The 18,509-nt window shown below is 60.6% G+C and carries 16 protein-coding genes; 6 read left to right on the top strand and 10 right to left on the bottom strand.

Annotated elements, in window-relative coordinates; translation table 11 throughout:
• The first annotated feature begins 16 nt into the window (after positions 1-16).
• The 4 genes from mdtD (at position 17) to yccS (ending at position 6,571) form a co-directional block, all read left to right on the top strand.
• The gene (mdtD, locus tag AB4O08_RS14715) at positions 17-1,444 is read left to right on the top strand and encodes a multidrug transporter subunit MdtD (protein ID WP_010207136.1); all 1,428 of its coding nucleotides are present in this window, start codon (positions 17-19) and stop codon (positions 1,442-1,444) included.
• Positions 1,445-1,574: 130 nt separating this feature from the next.
• Positions 1,575-2,912 carry an ATP-dependent RNA helicase DbpA gene (gene dbpA, locus AB4O08_RS14710; protein ID WP_231501119.1) on the top strand — a complete coding sequence of 446 codons (1,338 nt, stop codon included), beginning with the start codon at positions 1,575-1,577 and terminating at the stop codon, positions 2,910-2,912.
• Positions 2,913-2,981: 69 nt separating this feature from the next.
• Entirely contained in the window at positions 2,982-4,160 is a 1,179-nt protein-coding gene (locus AB4O08_RS14705; RefSeq protein WP_010207139.1) for a BaiN/RdsA family NAD(P)/FAD-dependent oxidoreductase, read from the top strand.
• Positions 4,161-4,387: 227 nt separating this feature from the next.
• Complete coding sequence (gene yccS, locus AB4O08_RS14700) at positions 4,388-6,571, top strand: YccS family putative transporter (protein WP_010207141.1); 2,184 nt, start codon at positions 4,388-4,390, stop codon at positions 6,569-6,571.
• A 104-nt stretch (positions 6,572-6,675) separates the two neighbouring features.
• Here the strand turns inward: yccS and AB4O08_RS14695 are convergent, their stop codons facing one another.
• Positions 6,676-7,413: a substrate-binding periplasmic protein gene (locus tag AB4O08_RS14695; protein ID WP_042571439.1), complete on the bottom strand. Its 738-nt coding sequence runs from the start codon at positions 7,411-7,413 to the stop codon at positions 6,676-6,678.
• A gap of 190 nt (positions 7,414-7,603) precedes the next feature.
• On the opposite strand from AB4O08_RS14695, the gene AB4O08_RS14690 reads away from it, so the two are divergent.
• On the top strand, positions 7,604-8,056 hold the full coding sequence (locus AB4O08_RS14690) for a GNAT family N-acetyltransferase (protein ID WP_010207146.1): 453 nt from the start codon (positions 7,604-7,606) through the stop codon (positions 8,054-8,056).
• On the opposite strand, the gene AB4O08_RS14685 is transcribed toward AB4O08_RS14690, so the two are convergent.
• From AB4O08_RS14685 to AB4O08_RS14675, 3 genes are read right to left on the bottom strand one after another with little or no spacing between them, the layout of a single operon-like run.
• Positions 8,053-8,349, bottom strand: a complete 297-nt coding sequence (locus AB4O08_RS14685) for a winged helix-turn-helix domain-containing protein (protein WP_010207147.1) — start codon at positions 8,347-8,349, stop codon at positions 8,053-8,055. The two genes, AB4O08_RS14690 and AB4O08_RS14685, sit on opposite strands and share 4 nt — an antisense overlap.
• 19 nt (positions 8,350-8,368) lie before the next feature.
• Positions 8,369-8,869 (bottom strand): M48 metallopeptidase family protein, encoded by a 501-nt coding sequence (locus tag AB4O08_RS14680; RefSeq protein WP_010207148.1) that lies wholly within the window; start codon positions 8,867-8,869, stop codon positions 8,369-8,371.
• A 42-nt stretch (positions 8,870-8,911) separates the two neighbouring features.
• On the bottom strand, positions 8,912-11,017 hold the full coding sequence (locus tag AB4O08_RS14675) for an EAL domain-containing protein (RefSeq protein WP_183702395.1): 2,106 nt from the start codon (positions 11,015-11,017) through the stop codon (positions 8,912-8,914).
• Positions 11,018-11,327: 310 nt separating this feature from the next.
• On the opposite strand from AB4O08_RS14675, the gene AB4O08_RS14670 reads away from it, so the two are divergent.
• Positions 11,328-11,993: a polysaccharide lyase family 7 protein gene (locus AB4O08_RS14670; protein ID WP_010207150.1), complete on the top strand. Its 666-nt coding sequence runs from the start codon at positions 11,328-11,330 to the stop codon at positions 11,991-11,993.
• Between the two features lie 54 nt (positions 11,994-12,047).
• Here the strand turns inward: AB4O08_RS14670 and fba are convergent, their stop codons facing one another.
• The 6 genes from fba to tkt form a co-directional block, all read right to left on the bottom strand.
• On the bottom strand, positions 12,048-13,112 hold the full coding sequence (gene fba, locus AB4O08_RS14665) for a class II fructose-bisphosphate aldolase (protein WP_003177554.1): 1,065 nt from the start codon (positions 13,110-13,112) through the stop codon (positions 12,048-12,050).
• A 282-nt stretch (positions 13,113-13,394) separates the two neighbouring features.
• A complete protein-coding gene (locus AB4O08_RS14660) occupies positions 13,395-13,730 on the bottom strand; it encodes an MliC family protein (protein WP_010207151.1) in 336 nt (111 codons plus the stop codon).
• A 61-nt stretch (positions 13,731-13,791) separates the two neighbouring features.
• Complete coding sequence (locus tag AB4O08_RS14655; RefSeq protein WP_010207154.1) at positions 13,792-14,019, bottom strand: hypothetical protein; 228 nt, start codon at positions 14,017-14,019, stop codon at positions 13,792-13,794.
• Between the two features lie 29 nt (positions 14,020-14,048).
• A complete protein-coding gene (locus AB4O08_RS14650) occupies positions 14,049-15,212 on the bottom strand; it encodes a phosphoglycerate kinase (protein ID WP_460114196.1) in 1,164 nt (387 codons plus the stop codon).
• A 17-nt stretch (positions 15,213-15,229) separates the two neighbouring features.
• Complete coding sequence (gene epd / locus AB4O08_RS14645) at positions 15,230-16,285, bottom strand: erythrose-4-phosphate dehydrogenase (RefSeq protein WP_010207156.1); 1,056 nt, start codon at positions 16,283-16,285, stop codon at positions 15,230-15,232.
• Between the two features lie 140 nt (positions 16,286-16,425).
• Complete coding sequence (gene tkt / locus AB4O08_RS14640) at positions 16,426-18,423, bottom strand: transketolase (protein ID WP_010207157.1); 1,998 nt, start codon at positions 18,421-18,423, stop codon at positions 16,426-16,428.
• Positions 18,424-18,509 lie beyond the last annotated feature (86 nt).

Genomic DNA, 18,509 nt, shown 5'->3' with positions numbered 1-18,509 from the left:
ATCAAAAAGGTATTCCATGCCGAACCGCGTCCCGCTTGATGCCAAGACCGCCCGCTGGCTCCCCTGGGTGGTCGCGATTGCCTTCTTCATGCAGTCGCTGGACGGGACGATCCTCAATACGGCACTGCCGGCAATGGCACGGGACCTCGCAGAGAACCCATTGCGCATGCAAGGGGTGGTGATCGCCTACATGCTCACCGTCGCCTTGCTGATCCCGGCGTCGGGCTGGATCGCTGACCGCTTCGGCACCAAGAAAATCTTCTTTGGCGCCATCATGCTGTTCAGCATTGGCTCGCTGCTGTGCGCCCTGTCCAGCAGCCTGACCATGCTGGTGGGCGCACGGGTGATCCAAGGCCTGGGCGGTGCGCTGATGCTGCCCGTCGGGCGACTGGTGGTGCTGCGCGCCTACCCCCGCTCCGAACTGGTGCGCATCATGGGCTTCATCACCATCCCCGGCTTGCTTGGCCCGTTGCTCGGCCCGACCATGGGCGGCTGGATGGTGCAGTACCTGACATGGCACTGGATCTTTCTGATCAATTTGCCGGTGGGCATGATCGGCTGCTACGCCGTGTGGAAATTCATCCCCGACCTGCGCGGCACTGAGCGCACGCGATTCGACGGAATCGGCTTCCTGCTGTTTGGCGCCGCGATGATCCTGATTACCATCGCCATGGAAGGCCTGGGCGAGCTGCACCTGCCGCACTTGCGGGTGATGTTGCTGCTGTTCGGCGGGCTCGCGTGCCTGGCGGCGTATTGGCTGCGGGCCGGGCATATCGATAACCCGTTGTTCTCACCGGTGCTGTTCAAGACCCGCACCTTCGCCGTGGGCATCCTCGGCAACCTGTTCGCGCGGTTGGGCAGCGGTGCCCTGCCGTTCCTGGTGCCGTTGCTGTTGCAGGTGGCACTGGGTTATTCACCGTCGGAAGCCGGCATGAGCATGTTGCCCCTGGCGGCGGCAGCGATGTTTGCCAAGTCCGTGGCACGCCCGCTGATCGAACACCTGGGCTACCGCATCGTCCTGACCGGCAACACCCTGGCGCTGGGCATCATGCTGGCGAGCATGGGACTGGTCACGGAGCACACGCCCTACCCGCTGCTACTGGGTATGCTGGCGGTACTGGGGGCGATCAATTCGCTGCAATTTACCGCCATGAACACCGTCACCCTGATCGACCTCGATGATGCCCAGGCCAGCAGCGGCAACAGCCTGCTGTCGGTGGTGGCGCAGTTGTCGCTGAGCCTCGGGGTCGCGTGCGCCGGTGCACTGCTCGGCGGATTTACCGCCGAAACCGGCAACGACGGTGTGGAAAGCGTCCTCGGCGCGTTCCAACTGACCTTCCTCACCGTGGGCATCATGGCGATGCTGGCGGCGGCGATCTTCCTGCAACTGTCGCCAAAAGACGGCAAGCGTGCAGCCAGCCCGGAGCAGCATATCGAGCATTAACAGGCTTCTCGTCTAGAACTTGCAGGGAAATTCCCACGAGGCTGGTACACTGCGCGACATTTTGTTTTGCAGAGCCAGTCCCGTGACTACCATCGCCACCGCTTTTAATACTTTGCCCCTGTCCGCCGCCATGCTGGCTAACCTCGACTCGCTGGGTTATGTCGAGATGACGCAGATCCAGGCGCAAAGCTTGCCGGTGATCCTCAAGGGGCTGGACTTGATTGCCCAGGCCAAGACCGGCAGCGGCAAGACCGCCGCCTTCGGCATCGGCCTGTTGAACCCGATCAACCCGCGTTACTTCGGCTGCCAGGCCCTGGTGATGTGCCCGACCCGTGAGCTGGCCGACCAGGTCGCCAAGGAAATCCGTCGCCTGGCCCGTGCCGAAGACAACATCAAGGTACTGACCCTGTGCGGCGGCGTGTCCCTCGGCCCACAAATCGCCTCCCTGGAACACGGCGCCCACGTCATCGTCGGCACACCGGGTCGTATCCAGCAGCACTTGCGCAAAGGTTCGCTGGTACTCGACGGCCTGAACACGCTGATCCTCGATGAAGCCGACCGCATGCTCGACATGGGCTTCTACGACGCCATCGAAGACATCATCAGCAAGACCCCACCGCGCCGCCAAACCCTGCTGTTCTCGGCCACTTACCCGGTGAGCATCAAGCAGCTGGCCTCGAAGTTCATGCGCGCGCCGCAGCAAGTGAAAGCCGAAGCGTTCCACTCCGACGATCAGATCGAACAGCGTTTCTACGAGATCTCGCCGGAAGAGCGCATGGACGCCGTGACCAAAGTACTGGCGCACTTCCGTCCAGCCTCCTGCGTGGCCTTCTGCTTTACCAAGCAGCAAGTGCAGGAAACCGTGGATCACCTGACATCCAAGGGCATTTCCGCCGTCGGCCTGCATGGTGACCTGGAACAGCGCGACCGTGACCAAGTGCTGGCGATGTTCGCCAACCGCAGCACGTCGGTGCTCGTTGCTACGGACGTTGCCGCACGCGGTCTGGACATCGACTCGCTGGACATGGTGATCAACGTCGAACTGGCCCGCGACTCGGAAATCCACATTCACCGCGTCGGCCGTACCGGTCGTGCTGGCGAAACCGGCATCGCCATCAGCCTGGTGGCACCGTCCGAAGCGCACCGCGCCCAGGCCATCGAGCAACTGCAGAAGTCGCCACTGAACTGGGATCAACTGGACAACCTCAAGCCACAAAGCGGTGGTCCGTTGCTGCCGCAGATGAGCACCCTGTGCATCGCTGCCGGCCGTAAAGACAAGGTTCGCCCTGGCGACATCCTCGGCGCGCTGACCGGTGAAGCCGGCATCCCGGGTGCCCAGGTCGGCAAGATCGCGATCTTTGACTTCCAGGCCTTCGTGGCCGTGGAGCGCGGGATCGCCAAGCAGGCGTTGCAGCGTTTGAACGACGGCAAGATCAAAGGCCGTTCGTTGCGCGTGCGCATCCTGTAAAGATCTCCAACTTAAGGGAGATCCACATTTGACTGTATTCCAAATCAGAAAATGTATGAGGACACCGTTTTGCGCTCGACCGAAGTTGTGATCATTGGCGCCGGCGCCGCGGGCTTGATGTGCGCACTGACCGCCGCCGGGCGTGGGCGCAAAGTGATGTTGATCGACCATGCGAACAAGGCCGGCAAGAAGATCCTGATGTCCGGCGGGGGCCGCTGCAATTTCACCAATATGTACACCGAGCCGGCCAACTTCCTGTCGCACAACGCGCATTTCTGCAAGTCCGCCCTGGCGCGCTACACCCAGTGGGACTTTATCGGGCTGGTGGCCAAGCACGGCGTGCCCTATCACGAGAAGAAGCTCGGCCAGTTGTTCTGCGATAACAAGTCCAGCGACATTCTCGGCATGCTGCTCGATGAGTGCATCCAGGTCGGTGTGAGCCTGCACCTGGACACGTCGGTCCAGGAGATTGCCAAACTGGAAGCCGGTTATCAGTTGCAAACCACCTTGGGTGAGCTGCGCTGCGAATCCCTGGTGATCGCCACGGGCGGCCTGTCGATTCCGACCCTGGGCGCCACTGGGTTCGGTTACCAAGTGGCCAAGCAATTCGGCCATGAATTGCTGCCGACCCGCGCCGGGCTGGTGCCGTTCACCATCACCGACCAGCTCAAGGATCTGTGCGGCGAGTTGTCCGGCACCTCGGTGGACTGCCTGGTCAGCTGCAACGGCCAGAGCTTTCGCGAGAACATCCTGTTTACCCACCGTGGCCTGAGCGGGCCGGCGATCTTGCAGATATCCTCGTACTGGGAGCCCGGCGACACGGTGGAAATCAACCTCCTGCCCGACCACGACGCCCACACCTGGCTGCAACAGCAACAGGTCGAGCGCCCCAACAGCGAGCTGAAAACCCTGCTGGGCGAGATCTTCACCAAGAAGATGGCGAACCTGCTGGCGGAGACCTGGTTTGTGTCCAAGCCAATGAAGCAGTACACCCATGCCGAGATTGCCGATATCGCGCAAAAGCTCGGCAGCTGGCAACTGGTGCCGGCGGGCACCGAGGGTTATCGCACGGCGGAAGTGACGTTGGGTGGGGTGGATACGCGGGAAGTGTCGTCCAAGACCATGGAGTCGCTGAAAAGCCCTGGCCTGTACTTTATCGGCGAAGTGCTGGATGTGACCGGCCACCTGGGCGGCTTCAACTTCCAGTGGGCGTGGGCGTCGGGTTACGCCGCCGCACAGTACGCCTGACTAAAGGATGTACTCGATCAAACTGTGGGAGCTGGCTTGCCTGCGATGACGGTGAGCCAGGCAACGCTAATGCTGAATGTGCCGACGCCATCGCAGGCAAGCCAGCTCCCACATTCGATTTGTGGTGTGGCCGGAATAAATTTTGCTGTTGGATGTGATCGTCACGCTTGCCGTGGCGTCCTTGATAGCTCAATTTAGCGGCATCGTCCCGGAAGACTCCAGACTTCATGTCATCAACCTCGTTCAAGCAGTCCATGCGGCGCCTGTGGGCGCTGGATAAATTCAGCTACAGCATTCGGGTGTTCATCGCCCTCACCGGCAGCATGGCGCTGTGCTGGTATCAGGATGAAATGACACTGCTGATCCCGCTGTTCCTGGGGATTATCGCCAGCGCCTTGGCCGAGACCGATGACAGTTGGCAAGGCCGTCTCAATGCCCTGGCGGTGACGCTGGTGTGTTTCAGCATCGCCGCGCTGTCGGTGGAGCTGCTGTTCCCTTATCCCTGGATCTTCGCGATCTCCCTGGCCCTGGCCACCTTCTGCCTGACCATGCTCGGCGCCTTGGGCGAACGGTATGGCGCGATTGCATCGGCGACGCTGATCCTGTCGGTGTACACCATGATCGGCGTGGACCAGCGCGGTGGCGCCGTCTCCGATTTCTGGCACGAGCCGTTGCTGCTGGTGGCTGGCGCCGCCTGGTATGGCGCGCTGTCGGTGCTGTGGCAAGCGTTGTTTTCCAACCAGCCGGTGCAGCAGAGCCTGGCGCGGCTGTTTCGCGAATTGGGGCGTTACCTCAAGCTCAAGTCATCGTTGTTCGAACCGATCCGCCAACTGGATGTTGAGGCGCGTCGCCTGGAACTGGCCCAGCAAAATGGGCGAGTCGTTGCCGCGCTGAATGCGGCGAAGGAGATCATCCTGCACCGCGTCGGCAATGGCCGCCCTGGTTCGAAAGTCAGCCGCTACCTCAAGCTGTACTTCCTGGCCCAAGACATCCACGAACGCGCCAGCTCGTCCCACTACCCCTACAACGCCCTGGCCGACGCCTTCTTCCACAGCGACGTGCTGTTCCGTTGCCAGCGCCTGCTGCGCCAACAGGGCAAGGCCTGCCAGACCCTGGCCGAATCGATCCAACTGCGCCAGCCATTCATCTATGACGACAGCTTCGCCGAAGCCTTGGGCGATCTGAACGCCTCCCTGGAACACCTGCGCATCCAGAGCAACCCGGCCTGGCGCGGCCTGCTGCGCTCGCTGCGCGCCCTGGCGGCCAACCTGTCCACCCTGGACCGCCTGCTGGGCGACGCCAGCAACCCCGACAGCCTGGCGGATGCTACCGACAGCAACCTGCTGGACCGCGCCCCGCGCAACCTCAAGGAAATGTGGACACGCCTGCGTACGCAGATGACCCCCACCTCCTTGCTGTTCCGCCATGCCTTGCGCCTGTCCCTGGCGCTGACCGTGGGCTACGGCATGCTGCATGCAATTCACGCCTCCCAAGGCTACTGGATCATCCTGACCACGCTGTTCGTGTGCCAGCCCAACTACGGCGCCACCCGCCGCAAACTCGGCCAGCGGATCATCGGTACCGCCATCGGGCTAACCGTGGCTTGGGCGCTGTTCGATCTGTTCCCAAGCCCACTGGTGCAGTCGATGTTCGCCATCGCGGCCGGCCTGGTGTTCTTTATCAACCGTACCACCCGCTACACCCTGGCCACCGCCGCGATCACCTTGATGGTGTTGTTCTGCTTCAACCAAGTGGGTGACGGCTACGGCCTGTTCCTGCCGCGCCTGTTCGATACCTTGCTGGGCAGCTTGATTGCGGGCCTGGCGGTGTTCCTGTTCCTGCCGGACTGGCAGGGCCGCCGATTGAACAAAGTGCTGGCCAACACCCTGACCTGCAACAGCATCTACCTGCGCCAGATCATGCAGCAATACGCCGCCGGCAAAAGCGATGACCTGGCCTACCGCCTGGCCCGACGCAATGCGCACAACGCGGATGCGGCGCTGTCGACCACCCTGGCGAATATGCTGATGGAACCGGGGCACTTTCGTAAGGAGGCGGACGTGGGCTTCCGCTTCCTGGTGCTGTCGCACACTTTGCTCAGCTACTTGTCAGGGCTGGGGGCACACCGCGAGACCCAATTGCCAGCCGAGGTGCGGGAACACCTGATCGAAGGCGCAGGGAACACCTTGGCGGCGAGCATCGATGAAATCGCCACGGGGCTGGCGAACAAGCAGCCGATTGCGATTCAGAGCGATGCCGAGGAAGCGCTGGCGGTGGAGCTGGAGCAGATGCCGGATGAGATTGATGAGGGGCAACGGCTGGTGCAGACACAGTTGGCGTTGATTTGCCGGCAGTTGGGGCCACTGAGGACATTGGCTGCGCATCTGATCAAGGACACCCGTGCGGCTTAGACCGCTTTCGCGAGCAAGCCCGCTCCCACATTTAACCGCGCCCATCCTTTGGAATGTGGTCGAATGTGGGAGCGGGCTTGCTCGCGAAGAGGCCCGCAAGAACCCTACATCCCATGCTGCTTCATCAACCGCGCATAACTGCCATCGGCCTTCATCTTGGCAATCTCCCGGTCAAAGCTGGCGACGATCTGCGCATGCTCGGGGTTCTTCAAGCTCACCAGGATATGCAGGCTGTTTTCGCTCAAGGGCTTGGGTAAGAACTCCACTGTATTGCGCACCCGCGTCGATTCGCGGGACAAGTAATACCGCGCCACATATTCATCCTCCACCGTCAGCCGCACCCGCTGCGCCGCGAGCATGCGCACGGCCATGGCGAAGTTATGCACCGGCACTTTCTGTAACTGCGCATCGTCATCGAACGCCGCCGAATAGGCATACCCGCGCACCACGGCAATGGGGTAGTCGTGCAGTTGCTCAAGGTTCTGGAATTCGATGGGATCGTCACGTCGCTTGATGAAACGCACGCGGTTGAGCAAGTACTCACCGGAGAACTGCCCCAGCTGTGTGCGCGCATCGTCGTACCAGGCGTTCACCAATACGTCATAACGACCGTCGCCAACGCCCATCAACGCGCGAGCCCAGGGCACCTGTTCGAAATCACTGGCATAACCCGCGCGGGCCAGGGCGGTGCTGACGATGTCGGTGGCCAGCCCGCCATTGATCAAGGTGGCGTCGGTAAAGGGTGGCCAGGCATCCGCTACCAGGCGCAGACGCTGTGCGAAGGCCGGCTGAGCCAGCAATAACACTCCAATCAAAGCAACGGCACGAGAGAATCGCGGCATGCTCAAAGTCCTTGGCAGGCTAGCTCAGGCGAGACCTGAGGTTCTAACAGTAGCTCAGATTACACAAAGAAAGCGGCGCCGCACGCACTCAATGATGGCAAATTGATTTCACTCACAAAAATAGTCGATTTAGACACAAATGGCTGTCGCGCTTACTATCCGCAGCAGACATTTAATAAGAGAACATGCCATGACAATTGAATGGGTCTGCAAGCACCACGATGACCTGGGCAAGGAGCAGCTTTACGCCATCCTGCGCCTGCGCAACGAGGTCTTCGTTGTCGAGCAGAAATGTGCTTACCAGGACCTCGACGGGCAGGACTTGTCGGGCGACACCCACCACCTGATGGCCTGGCAGGATGACCAGCTGGTGGCCTACCTGCGCCTGCTGGACCCGGAATCACAGGGCGGTGATGTGGTCATCGGTCGCGTGATCGTGGCGTCGGTAGCGCGCGGCACTGGGCTGGGGCATCAAATGATGGAAGAGACACTCAAGCGGATCGGCGATATCTGGCCGCAGACGCCGATTTTCCTGTCAGCCCAAGCGCATTTGCAGGGGTATTACGGGCGATACGGATTTGTGGTGGCCGGAGAGGAATACCTTGAGGACGATATTCCGCACATTGGCATGAGAAAGGACTAGGGATAACCCAGCACCTGCTTGATCAGCCCAAGGTTCGCCTCGATCCAGCGCCGATCAATGGCCCCCCAACTGCGAATCCGATAGTGTCCGGCATGGTTGCGGGCACCGTCTTCCTGCTCGAATTCACACAGGATATCCAGGTCAGCCAACGCCGCAATCGTATCCTGGGCCGTGCGCCGGGGCATGCCGGTGACGTCGGTCAGCGCCGGGACATTGCTGGCTTGCCCGCTGTCGATCAGGTAAGCCACGTACAGGCGGCGGTAGAAGCTGCTCTTGGTCTTGCTCACATCCATGGTCGGTCGCCTTGTGCGGTCAGGGTTTGCCCTGCAGGTCGCGGTACGTGAGGTAGACGCGCAGGTCGAATTCCACCTGATGGTAGCCCGGCATCATGTACTCACAGAGTTTGTAGAACGCTTTGTTGTGGTCCGATTCCTTGAAGTGCGCCAGTTCATGCACCACGATCATGCGCAGGAACTCCGGCGCGGCCTCCTTGAACAGGGCCGCAATGCGGATCTCTTTCTTGGATTTAAGGTTGCCGCCCTGCACCCGCGAGATGGTGGTGTGCAGGCCGAGGGCACGGTGGGTCAGGTCCAGACGGTTATCGAACAACACCTTATCGATGGCCGGGGCATTGCGCAGGTGTTCCTGCTTCAGGGCCAGGGCGTAGGCGTACAACGCCTTGTCGCTCTGCACGGCGTGGCGTTCGGGGTAACGTTGTTCCAGGTAGGCACCCAATTGGTCCTTGGCGATCAATTGGCGCACTTGCTCTTGCAGAGCGGCGGGATAGGCCTGGAGGTATTTCAGCGCGGTCATGGGGTCTGCAACAGGGTTCGAATGGGCGCCAGTGTAGCGAATTCAGCACGCGCGAGCGCGCGACCAATCAGCCACTTCCTCAGCCATCAACGGCGACGACGCTATCGGGCCCTGTATAAACGGGCAACCATTGGCCTTGAGCCATCGGGCTTGCTCTTGGGTTTCCACCCCTTCAGCCACGACCACAACATCAAAATGCCCGCACAGCTCGATGATACTGCGCGCCATCACCGCGTCCCGCGCCGAGTCGGGTAGGCGCGCGACCAGTTGTGGGTCGAGCTTGAGGGTGTCGAAGGCCAGATCACGCAGATGCGCCAGGGAACAATTGCCCAAGCCAAAATCATCCAGGGCGGTGCGCACACCAATCTGGCGCAACAACTTAAGCTGTTTGGTCGACTCCTCCAGGTTACTCATCAGGCAGTCTTCACTGATTTCCACCTCCAGCTGTCGACCCTGCAACCCATGTCGCTCAATGACCTGCTGCAACTGGGCCGCCAGATTAGGCATATTGAACTGGCTGCTGCTCAGGCTCACGCTCAGCACCAGCTCCTCATCGAACGCCGATTGCCAGGCCTGACGCTGGGCGGCGACCTGCTGGTAGATCCAGGTACTCAACTGGCTGATCAGCCGCGCTTCTTCCAGCAACGGCAGGAACAAACCCGGCGGCACATCGCCGACGCTCGGATGCTGCCAGCGCAACAGCGCCTCGACACCGCGTAGACGCCCGCCTTCCAGGGACACCTGAGGCTGGTAAACCAGAGTGAAATCCTTGTTTTGAATCGCCGTGCGCACGCTGTCTTCGAGCATCAGCCGAGAGCGGGCGCGCCCGTTCATTTCCTGATCGTAATAACGGTATTGCTGACGCCCGGCGCGCTTGGCCTCGTACATGGCAATGTCAGCCGCACGCAACAGACCGCTCAAGTCCGAACCACACTCCGGGAACATCGCAATGCCGATACTGACGCCCAGCATCACATCCAGGCCGTCGATCTGCTGGCACACCGATACTCGTTCGATCAGTTTTTCCGCAATCTTCGCGGCTTGCTCTGGAAATTCCAGCTCCAGCAACGCCGTGAATTCATCCCCGCCCATCCGCCCGAGCATGTCGCCGGATCGCAAACAGGCCTGCATCTGTTCCGAGACCCAGCGCAACACCCGGTCTCCTGCGTCGTGCCCCAACGAGTCATTGACCCGTTTGAAGCCATCCAGGTCCAGGTACAGCAACACCAGGGACTGCTCGCTACGCTCACTGCGCAGCAGCATGTTCTCCACCGCCTGATGAAAGCCACGCCGGTTCAACAACCCGGTCAACGGATCGGTCACCGCCTGGAACTCCAACTGCTGATGCAAATGGCGCACTTCAGACATGTCCAGCACCGTCACCACCATGGCCTTCTGCTCGGCGGGCAACGGCGCGCATGACAGCGCCACCGGTACCTGCTGACCGCGACCGGTGCGTAAAATAGCGTCGTGCTGACGCCAGGTTTCGCCTTTGCGATAAGCCTCGAACATCGGGAACCCCAGCCAGGCCGGTACATGGGGTTTTTGCAGGAAACTCAGGAAGCTCTCACCCTGCAATTCGTTCATGGTGGCATTCAGAAGCCGCGAAATAGCCGGGTTGGCGTACTCGATCACACTCCCTTCACCCACCACCAGAATGCCCTCGGCGGCGTTATCCAGCACCGATGCATTAAAGGCGCGGGCGGACTCTAGGTCATGGCTCAAGCGCTGCAAGGCACGGCGATTGCGCTGATGCTCCAACAGAGCCTGGACCTTGGGCTTGAGGATGTTCGGATCAAACGGCTTGAACAGATAATCGACGGCGCCACTGGCATAACCCTCCAGCACCGCCGCGGGGGACTGGGCGTTAGCCGTAAGAAAGATGATAGGCGTCATGCACGTGCGTTGGCTGCCGCGCATCAGCCGCGCCACCTCAAAGCCATCCATGCCTGGCATGCGCACGTCCAGCAAGACCAGATCGACGTCGTGGGCGAGCAACAATTCCAAAGCTTCCAGGCCAGAACCTGCGGTGATCACCCGCCAGTCTTCACGCTGCAAGAGCGCACGCATACTGACTAGGTTTTCGGGGTAGTCATCGACCACCAAAAGAACTGAACTGCCATCGGCGTGGTGTGGAGCGCATTCCATGCTACGTCTCTTCCTAGGGAGCCACTCCGGTCAATTCTGACAGAAAACCCGGACAAACTCTGAGGCCTCACTCTAGCCCCGCTTCCAAAAAAGCAGAAGTAACGACGGTGCCATCATTGCGCCAATTTTCAGGAAGCCGACTAACGGTAACCCGCTACAGCCCGCGACTCCTGGGAAACATGGCTTTTTGGCATTCCCTTGACGCCAATAATTTGCCATCGACCATTTAACAAGATGGTTAACACCACCTATAAAGAACCTGTCTGGCCCACGGGCCAAAGCCTTCACCTTCTGTAAAAAGGCAAATGCCATGATCGACCTTTCCACCTGGAACCTGAGCATTCCGGTCGGCTCCCCGCCCGCCACCATCGACACTCCGAAACTGATGAATGGTTTCAACGACCAGTATTTCCAGGCCGAAGGCAGCAACGTGCAATTCTGGACCCCTGTCACCGGCACCCGCACCGAAAATGCCGTTTACCCGCGCAGCGAATTGCGTGAGACCTACGCCGATGGACGGCTGCGTAACTGGACCTATCCGGATGCGGACAACTTCCTGCGCGCGACCTTGGCAGTCAACCAAGTGCCCTCCACCGGCAAAATCGTGATTGGGCAGATTCATGCCTATGACAGCCAAAAGCCGCTGATCAAACTGGAGTATCAATTCAAGGAAAAAACCCAGACAGGCAACATCGTCGCCAAAGTCCGCATGCGCCCGGATGAGGATGAAGGGCGGGTAATCATCGTGGCGTCGAACGTGCCACTGGAGAAGAGCTTCACTTACGTGATCAACCTCAACAAAGCCGGGCTGCTCAGTGTGTATGCCGCCGATGGTGAGTGGAATGAGCGCATTGGCGCTGCGTGGGGGGCGAAGCCGTTGTACTTCAAGGCAGGAGCGTATGTGCAGGACAACAGTGGGGATAGCAAGGAAGGTGCACGGGTGACGTTTGCGAAGCTGGATATCGATCACGACTGAATACCAACCACAAAAAAGCCCGCATCACTGCGGGCTCCTTTTAAACGCTGAGGCTTAATTCACCTTGGCGTTCAACTCACCTTTCAAATAACGCTGATACATCGCTTCCAACGAGATCGGCTTGATCTTCGAAGCGTTACCGGCAGTGCCAAACGCTTCGTAACGCGCAATACACACGTCACGCATCGCGGTCACGGTGGCGCCGAAGAATTTACGCGGGTCGAACTCGCTCGGGTTGGTGGCCATCAAGCGACGCATCGCACCGGTGGACGCCAGGCGCAGGTCGGTGTCGATGTTGACCTTGCGCACGCCGTACTTGATGCCTTCGACGATTTCTTCAACCGGTACGCCGTAGGTTTCTTTGATGTCGCCGCCGTACTGGTTGATGATCGCCAGCCACTCTTGCGGCACCGAGGAAGAACCGTGCATCACCAGGTGGGTGTTAGGGATGCGTTTGTGGATTTCCTTGATGCGGTCGATGGCCAGCACGTCGCCGGTAGGTGGCTTGGTGAACTTGTAGGCGCCGTGGCTGGTGCCGATGGCGATCGCCAGGGCGTCAACTTGGGTCTTCTTCACGAAGTCAGCAGCTTCTTCCGGGTCAGTCAGCATCTGGCTGTGATCCAGCACGCCTTCGGCGCCGATGCCGTCTTCTTCGCCGGCCATACCGGTTTCCAGGGAACCCAGGCAGCCCAGCTCGCCTTCAACCGACACGCCGCAGGCGTGGGCCATGGCGACGGTTTGTTGAGTGACGCGCACGTTGTACTCGTAATCGGTCGGGGTCTTGCCGTCTTCGCCAAGGGAGCCGTCCATCATGACCGAGCTGAAGCCCAGTTGGATGGAGCGCTGGCACACGTCCGGGCTGGTGCCGTGGTCCTGGTGCATGCACACCGGGATGTGCGGGAATTCTTCGATCGCGGCGAGGATCAGGTGACGCAGGAACGGAGCACCGGCGTATTTGCGGGCACCGGCCGAAGCCTGGACGATCACGGGGGAGTCGGTCTTGTCAGCGGCTTCCATGATGGCGCGCATCTGCTCAAGGTTGTTGACGTTAAAGGCTGGGACGCCGTAGCCGAACTCGGCTGCGTGGTCCAGCATTTGACGCATGCTGATAAGTGCCATTGTGTTGTCTCTCCCGGTCGAGGGTCGTTAATCGTGCAAGCCTGCCGTAGCGGCGGCTGCTATTCAAGTTATTGCCGGTCAGGTTTTGCATGCCTGGCCTGCTGAATCGTTTTTTCAGGCGGGCTCAACACCTATCTCACTTTGAAACCGGCTCAATGTGGGAGCGGGCTTGCTCGCGAAAGCGGTGAAAAGCAGCTAGCGGATTCGGTGACTGATACACCGCATTCGCGAGCAAGCCCGCTCCCACACTTGGGCCTCATCAACTTTGAGATCGTGATCTCTCTATTGAGCCTTGCAGCCGCGGCCGATCAAATCATCGGTGGCGACCCAGTAAACCAGGCCTTCCTCACCTTTTGTGTGAAACGCCAATTGGTCGTTGGCATACAGCACGCCCGAGGCAGCGACGTCCTGTTTAAGACGGTAGATCTGGTCGGAACCGCCGAGGCGCAACTCCACCTCGGATTTAGCCTGGTTGACGAAACGCCAGTTGACCTCGGCCTTGCTGTCGCAGGTCCAAGTGGTCCACTTGTCGGCAGTTTCTGCCTTGCTGTCGAACATGTTCATGCTGCTGCAGCCGGCCAACAAGGCCAGGGCTGCCAGGGCGAAAACGCCTTTCATTGCCAATCCTCACAGCGCGACCCGGAGGCCGCCGCTGCTGTCGGTTAGTTGATCAGACCCGTCAAGGGCAACCCTGTTCCTGACCGTTGGGCGCGGAGTCGTATTTCTCCAGCCGTTCGTTGCCGATGCGTTTGTTGATCACCGGCATGGTCTCGGCTTGCCAGTCCGCCTGGTAGCAGCTTTTTTTCTGCTGCGCCGCAGGCTTTCCAGCTTCCGGCTCCGCATGTGGCGTGCTGCCGCAGCCAGCCAGCAGGCCCGCTGCGATCACCATTGCCAACGATTTGGTCATAGGAACACTCCTTTTCCGGATCACGAGCCTCAGCCTTTGGCTCGGGTTTCCAACACTTCAACGGCGGGCAGTACTTTGCCTTCGACGAATTCGAGGAAGGCGCCACCACCGGTAGAAATGTAGGAGATCTGGTCAGCAACGCCATATTTATCGATGGCCGCCAGGGTGTCGCCGCCGCCGGCGATGGAGAATGCCGAGCTTTCAGCGATGGCCTTGGCCAGCACCTTGGTGCCGTTACCGAACTGGTCAAACTCGAAGACACCCACCGGACCGTTCCACAGGATGGTCTGGGAGGCTTTCAGCAGTTCAGCGAAGTTGGCTGCGGTGTGTGGGCCGATATCCAGGATCATGTCGTCGGCGGCCACATCCGCGATCAGCTTGACGGTGGCTTCGGCGCTTTCGGCAAATTCCTTGGCGACCACTACGTCCACCGGCAGTGGCACGCTGACTTTCGCGGCGATGGCACGGGCAGTGTCGAGCAAATCCGGCTCGTACAGGGACTTGCCCACGGGATGCCCGGCTGCGGCCAGGAAGGTGTTGGCGATACCGCCGCCAACGATCAGCTGGTTGCAGATCTGGCTCAGGCTGTTGAGCACGTCCAGCTTGGTGGACACCTTGGAACCGGCCACGATGGCGGCCATTGGTTGGGCCGGAGCCCCCAGGGCCTTGCCCAGTGCGTCCAGTTCAGCGGCCAGCAGCGGGCCAGCGGCAGCAACTTTGGCGAACTTGGCCACGCCATGGGTCGAGCCTTCAGCGCGGTGGGCGGTGCCGAACGCGTCCATCACGAACACGTCGCACAGCGCCGCATATTGCTGGGCCAGTTCGTCGCTGTTCTTTTTCTCGCCTTTGTTGAAGCGCACGTTTTCGAACAGCACGATGTCGCCAGCCTTCACGTCAACGCCGCCCAGGTAGTCAGCCACCAGCGGCACGTCGCGGCCAAGGGCTTTGCTGAGGTAATCGGCGACGGGCTTGAGGCTGTTTTCGGCGGAGAACTCACCTTCGGTCGGACGACCCAGGTGGGAGCAGACCATCACGGCCGCGCCTTTTTCCAGGGCCAGCTTGATGGTCGGCAGCGAGGCCAGGATTCGCGCATCGCTGGCGACAACACCGTCCTTGACTGGGACGTTGAGGTCTTCGCGGATCAGTACGCGCTTACCTTGCAGATCGAGGTCGGTCATCTTCAACACGGTCATGGGTCGCAGTTCCTGAATTACTGTTGAGGTTGTTTAGAGGCGATGTGCAGATAATGTTCCGCAACATCCAGCATTCGGTTGGCAAAACCCCATTCGTTGTCGAACCAGGCCAGGATATTCACCAGCCTTGGGCCGGAAACGCGGGTCTGGCTGGCGTCGACAATCGCCGAATGCGGGTCATGGTTGAAATCGCAACTGGCGTGGGGCAACTCGGTATAGGCCAACAGGCCTTTGAGCGGGCCGCTGGTGGCGGCGTCGCGCAGGATCCGGTTGACCTCCGTCGCATCGGTGTCGCTGACGGTTTGCATGGTGATGTCCAGGCAGGACACGTTCACCGTCGGCACCCGTACGGCTTTGGCCTGGATTCGCCCGGCAAGTTCCGGCAACAGTCGCTCAATGCCGCGCGCCAGGCCGGTGGATACCGGAATCACCGACTGGAACGCCGAGCGCGTACGGCGCAGGTCTTCGTGGTGATAGGCATCGATGACCGGCTGGTCGTTCATCGCTGAGTGAATCGTGGTGATCGACACGTAGTCCAGGCCGATCGCCTGATCCAACAGACGCAACAGCGGCACGCTGCAGTTGGTGGTGCAGGAGGCGTTGGACACCAGCAGCTCATCGCCGGTCAGGCAGTCCTGGTTGATGCCGTAGACGATGGTGGCGTCGACATCTGCCTCGCTGGCCATCGGCTGGGAAAACAGCACACGGGGTGCGCCGGCGTCGAGAAAACGCTGGCCATCGGCACGGGTGTGGTAGACACCGGAACATTCCAGCACCAGGTCAACGCCCAATGCCGTCCAGTCGATGCCTTCGGGGGTGGCACTGCGCAAGACCTGCACGCAGTTGCCATTAATGTGCAGACAATCGCCTTCGACCCGCACTTCGCCGGGAAAGCGGCCGTGGGTGGAGTCAAAGCGTGTCAGGTATTCGATGCTCGCCATGTCGGCAAGATCATTGATCGCAACAATTTCAAACCCGGCATCCGCCCCTCGCTCGAACAGAGCACGCAAGACGCAACGACCAATGCGGCCGTAGCCGTTGAGTGCAACTTTGTAGCGACGCGGTTGAGGCATGGGGTTCTCGATTACCTTGGGTGAAGGGGTGGCTGTTAGACCGCTTTCGCGAGCAAGCCCGCTCCCACAGTTGAAATGCATTCCAATGTGGGAGCGGGCTTGCTCGCGAAGAGGCCAGTACAGCCACCTCAATCGACAGCTTAGTCTTCCAGCAGCTCTTCAGCCTGACCCAGGATGTTTTCCAGGGTGAAACCGAACTCTTCGAACAATGCTGGCGCCGGCGCCGACTCACCGTAAGTGGTCATGCCGATCACACGGCCTTCCAGGCCCACGTACTTGTACCAGTAGTCGGCGTGAGCCGCTTCGATGGCGATACGCGCACTGACCTGCAATGGCAGCACCGATTGCTTATAGCCGGCGTCCTGGGCTTCGAACACGCTGGTGCACGGCATGGACACAACGCGTACGTTGCGGCCCTGGGCGGTCAGCTTGTCGTACGCCTGGACGGTCAGGCCCACCTCGGAACCCGTGGAGATCAGGATCAACTCCGGCTCGCCGATGCAGTCCTTGAGCACGTAGCCGCCACGGCTGATGTCGGCGATCTGTGCGTCGGTACGCACTTGGTGCTGCAGGTTCTGACGCGAGAAGATCAGCGCCGAAGGGCCGTCCTTGCGCTGGATGGCGTGTTTCCAGGCCACGGCGGATTCCACCGCGTCGGCTGGGCGCCAGGTGTCCAGGTTTGGCGTGGTACGCAGGCTGGTCAATTGCTCGACCGGCTGGTGCGTAGGGCCGTCTTCGCCCAGGCCAATGGAGTCGTGGGTATACACGTGGATCACGCGCTTCTTCATCAGCGCAGCCATGCGCACGGCGTTACGGGCGTATTCCATGAACATCAGGAAGGTCGCGCCGTAAGGCACCAGGCCGCCGTGCAGGGACACGCCGTTCATGATGGCGCTCATGCCGAACTCACGTACGCCGTAGTACATGTAGTTGCCGCTGGCGTCTTCAGCCGAAACACCTTTGCAGCCCTTCCACAGTGTCAGGTTGGAGCCGGCCAGGTCGGCCGAACCGCCGAGGATCTCAGGCAGCAATGGGCCAAACGCGTTCAGGGTGTTCTGGCTGGCTTTACGGCTGGCGATGGTCTCGCCCTTGGCCGCGACTTCGGCGATGTAGGCCGAGGCTTTTTCCGAGAAGTCGGCAGGCAGGTCGCCGGCGAGGCGGCGGACCAGCTCGTTGGCCAGCTCAGGGAATTCGGCGGAGTAGGCTGCGAAACGCTGGTCCCACTCGGCTTCGGTGGCCAGGCCTTTTTCCTTGGCATCCCATTCGGCGTAGATGTCGGCCGGAATTTCGAACGGGCCGTGGTTCCACTTCAATGCTTCACGGGTCAGGGCGATTTCCGCGTCACCCAGTGGGGCGCCATGGCAGTCTTCTTTGCCCTGCTTGTTCGGCGAACCGAAACCGATGGTGGTCTTGCAGCAGATCAGGGTTGGCTGCGCGCTCTTGCGGGCGGTGTCGATGGCGGTCTTGATTTCTTCCGGATCGTGGCCGTCGACGTTGCGGATCACCTGCCAGTTGTAGGCTTCGAAACGCTTAGGGGTGTCATCGGTGAACCAGCCTTCGACTTCGCCGTCGATGGAGATGCCGTTGTCATCGTAGAAGGCAATCAGCTTGCCCAGGCCCAGGGTGCCGGCCAGGGAAGCGACTTCGTGGGAAATGCCTTCCATCATGCAGCCATCACCCAGGAATACGTAGGTGTGGTGGTCGACGATGTTGTGGCCTGTACGGTTGAACTGCGCGCCCAGGACTTTCTCGGCCAGCGCAAAACCAACGGCATTGGCCAGGCCTTGGCCCAGGGGACCGGTGGTGGTCTCGACGCCTGGGGTATAGCCGAATTCAGGGTGACCCGGAGTGCGGCTGTGCAGCTGGCGGAAGCTTTTGAGATCGTCGATAGTGACGTCGTAGCCGGTCAGGTGCAGCAGCGAGTAGATCAGCATCGAGCCATGGCCGTTGGACAGCACGAAGCGGTCACGGTCGGCGAACGAAGGGTTGCTCGGGTTGTGTTTCAGGTAGTCACGCCAAAGCACCTCGGCGATATCCGCCATGCCCATCGGGGCACCGGGATGGCCGCTGTTGGCTTTTTGCACGGCATCCATGCTGAGTGCACGAATGGCGTTGGCACGCTCACGACGGCTGGGCATCGCTGATCTCCTGGGTTTGCTGAAAAGAAACGGAAAAAAGGACCGGCATTTTCCCTCAGCCACCGCCTGCGGGCAATGACAGATAG

This window comes from Pseudomonas sp. H3_E07 (assembly GCF_054668895.1).
Note: the sequence above shows the minus strand (reverse complement) of the source record. Positions and strands in the feature narration are given on the sequence as shown.

Bases quoted from the DNA above. Each gene is read 5' to 3' on its own strand.
- mdtD (WP_010207136.1), top strand. From the start codon at position 17: ATGCCGAACCGCGTCCCGCTTGATGCCAAGACCGCCCGCTGGCTCCCC.
- AB4O08_RS14670 (WP_010207150.1), top strand. From the start codon at position 11,328: ATGATCGACCTTTCCACCTGGAACCTGAGCATTCCGGTCGGCTCCCCG.
- epd (WP_010207156.1), bottom strand. From the start codon at position 16,285: ATGCCTCAACCGCGTCGCTACAAAGTTGCACTCAACGGCTACGGCCGC.
- tkt (WP_010207157.1), bottom strand. From the start codon at position 18,423: ATGCCCAGCCGTCGTGAGCGTGCCAACGCCATTCGTGCACTCAGCATG.
- yccS (WP_010207141.1), top strand. From the start codon at position 4,388: ATGTCATCAACCTCGTTCAAGCAGTCCATGCGGCGCCTGTGGGCGCTG.
- AB4O08_RS14690 (WP_010207146.1), top strand. From the start codon at position 7,604: ATGACAATTGAATGGGTCTGCAAGCACCACGATGACCTGGGCAAGGAG.
- AB4O08_RS14660 (WP_010207151.1), bottom strand. From the start codon at position 13,730: ATGAAAGGCGTTTTCGCCCTGGCAGCCCTGGCCTTGTTGGCCGGCTGC.
- AB4O08_RS14695 (WP_042571439.1), bottom strand. From the start codon at position 7,413: ATGCCGCGATTCTCTCGTGCCGTTGCTTTGATTGGAGTGTTATTGCTG.
- AB4O08_RS14685 (WP_010207147.1), bottom strand. From the start codon at position 8,349: ATGGATGTGAGCAAGACCAAGAGCAGCTTCTACCGCCGCCTGTACGTG.
- fba (WP_003177554.1), bottom strand. From the start codon at position 13,112: ATGGCACTTATCAGCATGCGTCAAATGCTGGACCACGCAGCCGAGTTC.
- AB4O08_RS14675 (WP_183702395.1), bottom strand. From the start codon at position 11,017: ATGGAATGCGCTCCACACCACGCCGATGGCAGTTCAGTTCTTTTGGTG.
- AB4O08_RS14680 (WP_010207148.1), bottom strand. From the start codon at position 8,869: ATGACCGCGCTGAAATACCTCCAGGCCTATCCCGCCGCTCTGCAAGAG.
- AB4O08_RS14655 (WP_010207154.1), bottom strand. From the start codon at position 14,019: ATGACCAAATCGTTGGCAATGGTGATCGCAGCGGGCCTGCTGGCTGGC.
- AB4O08_RS14650 (WP_460114196.1), bottom strand. From the start codon at position 15,212: ATGACCGTGTTGAAGATGACCGACCTCGATCTGCAAGGTAAGCGCGTA.
- dbpA (WP_231501119.1), top strand. From the start codon at position 1,575: ATGCTGGCTAACCTCGACTCGCTGGGTTATGTCGAGATGACGCAGATC.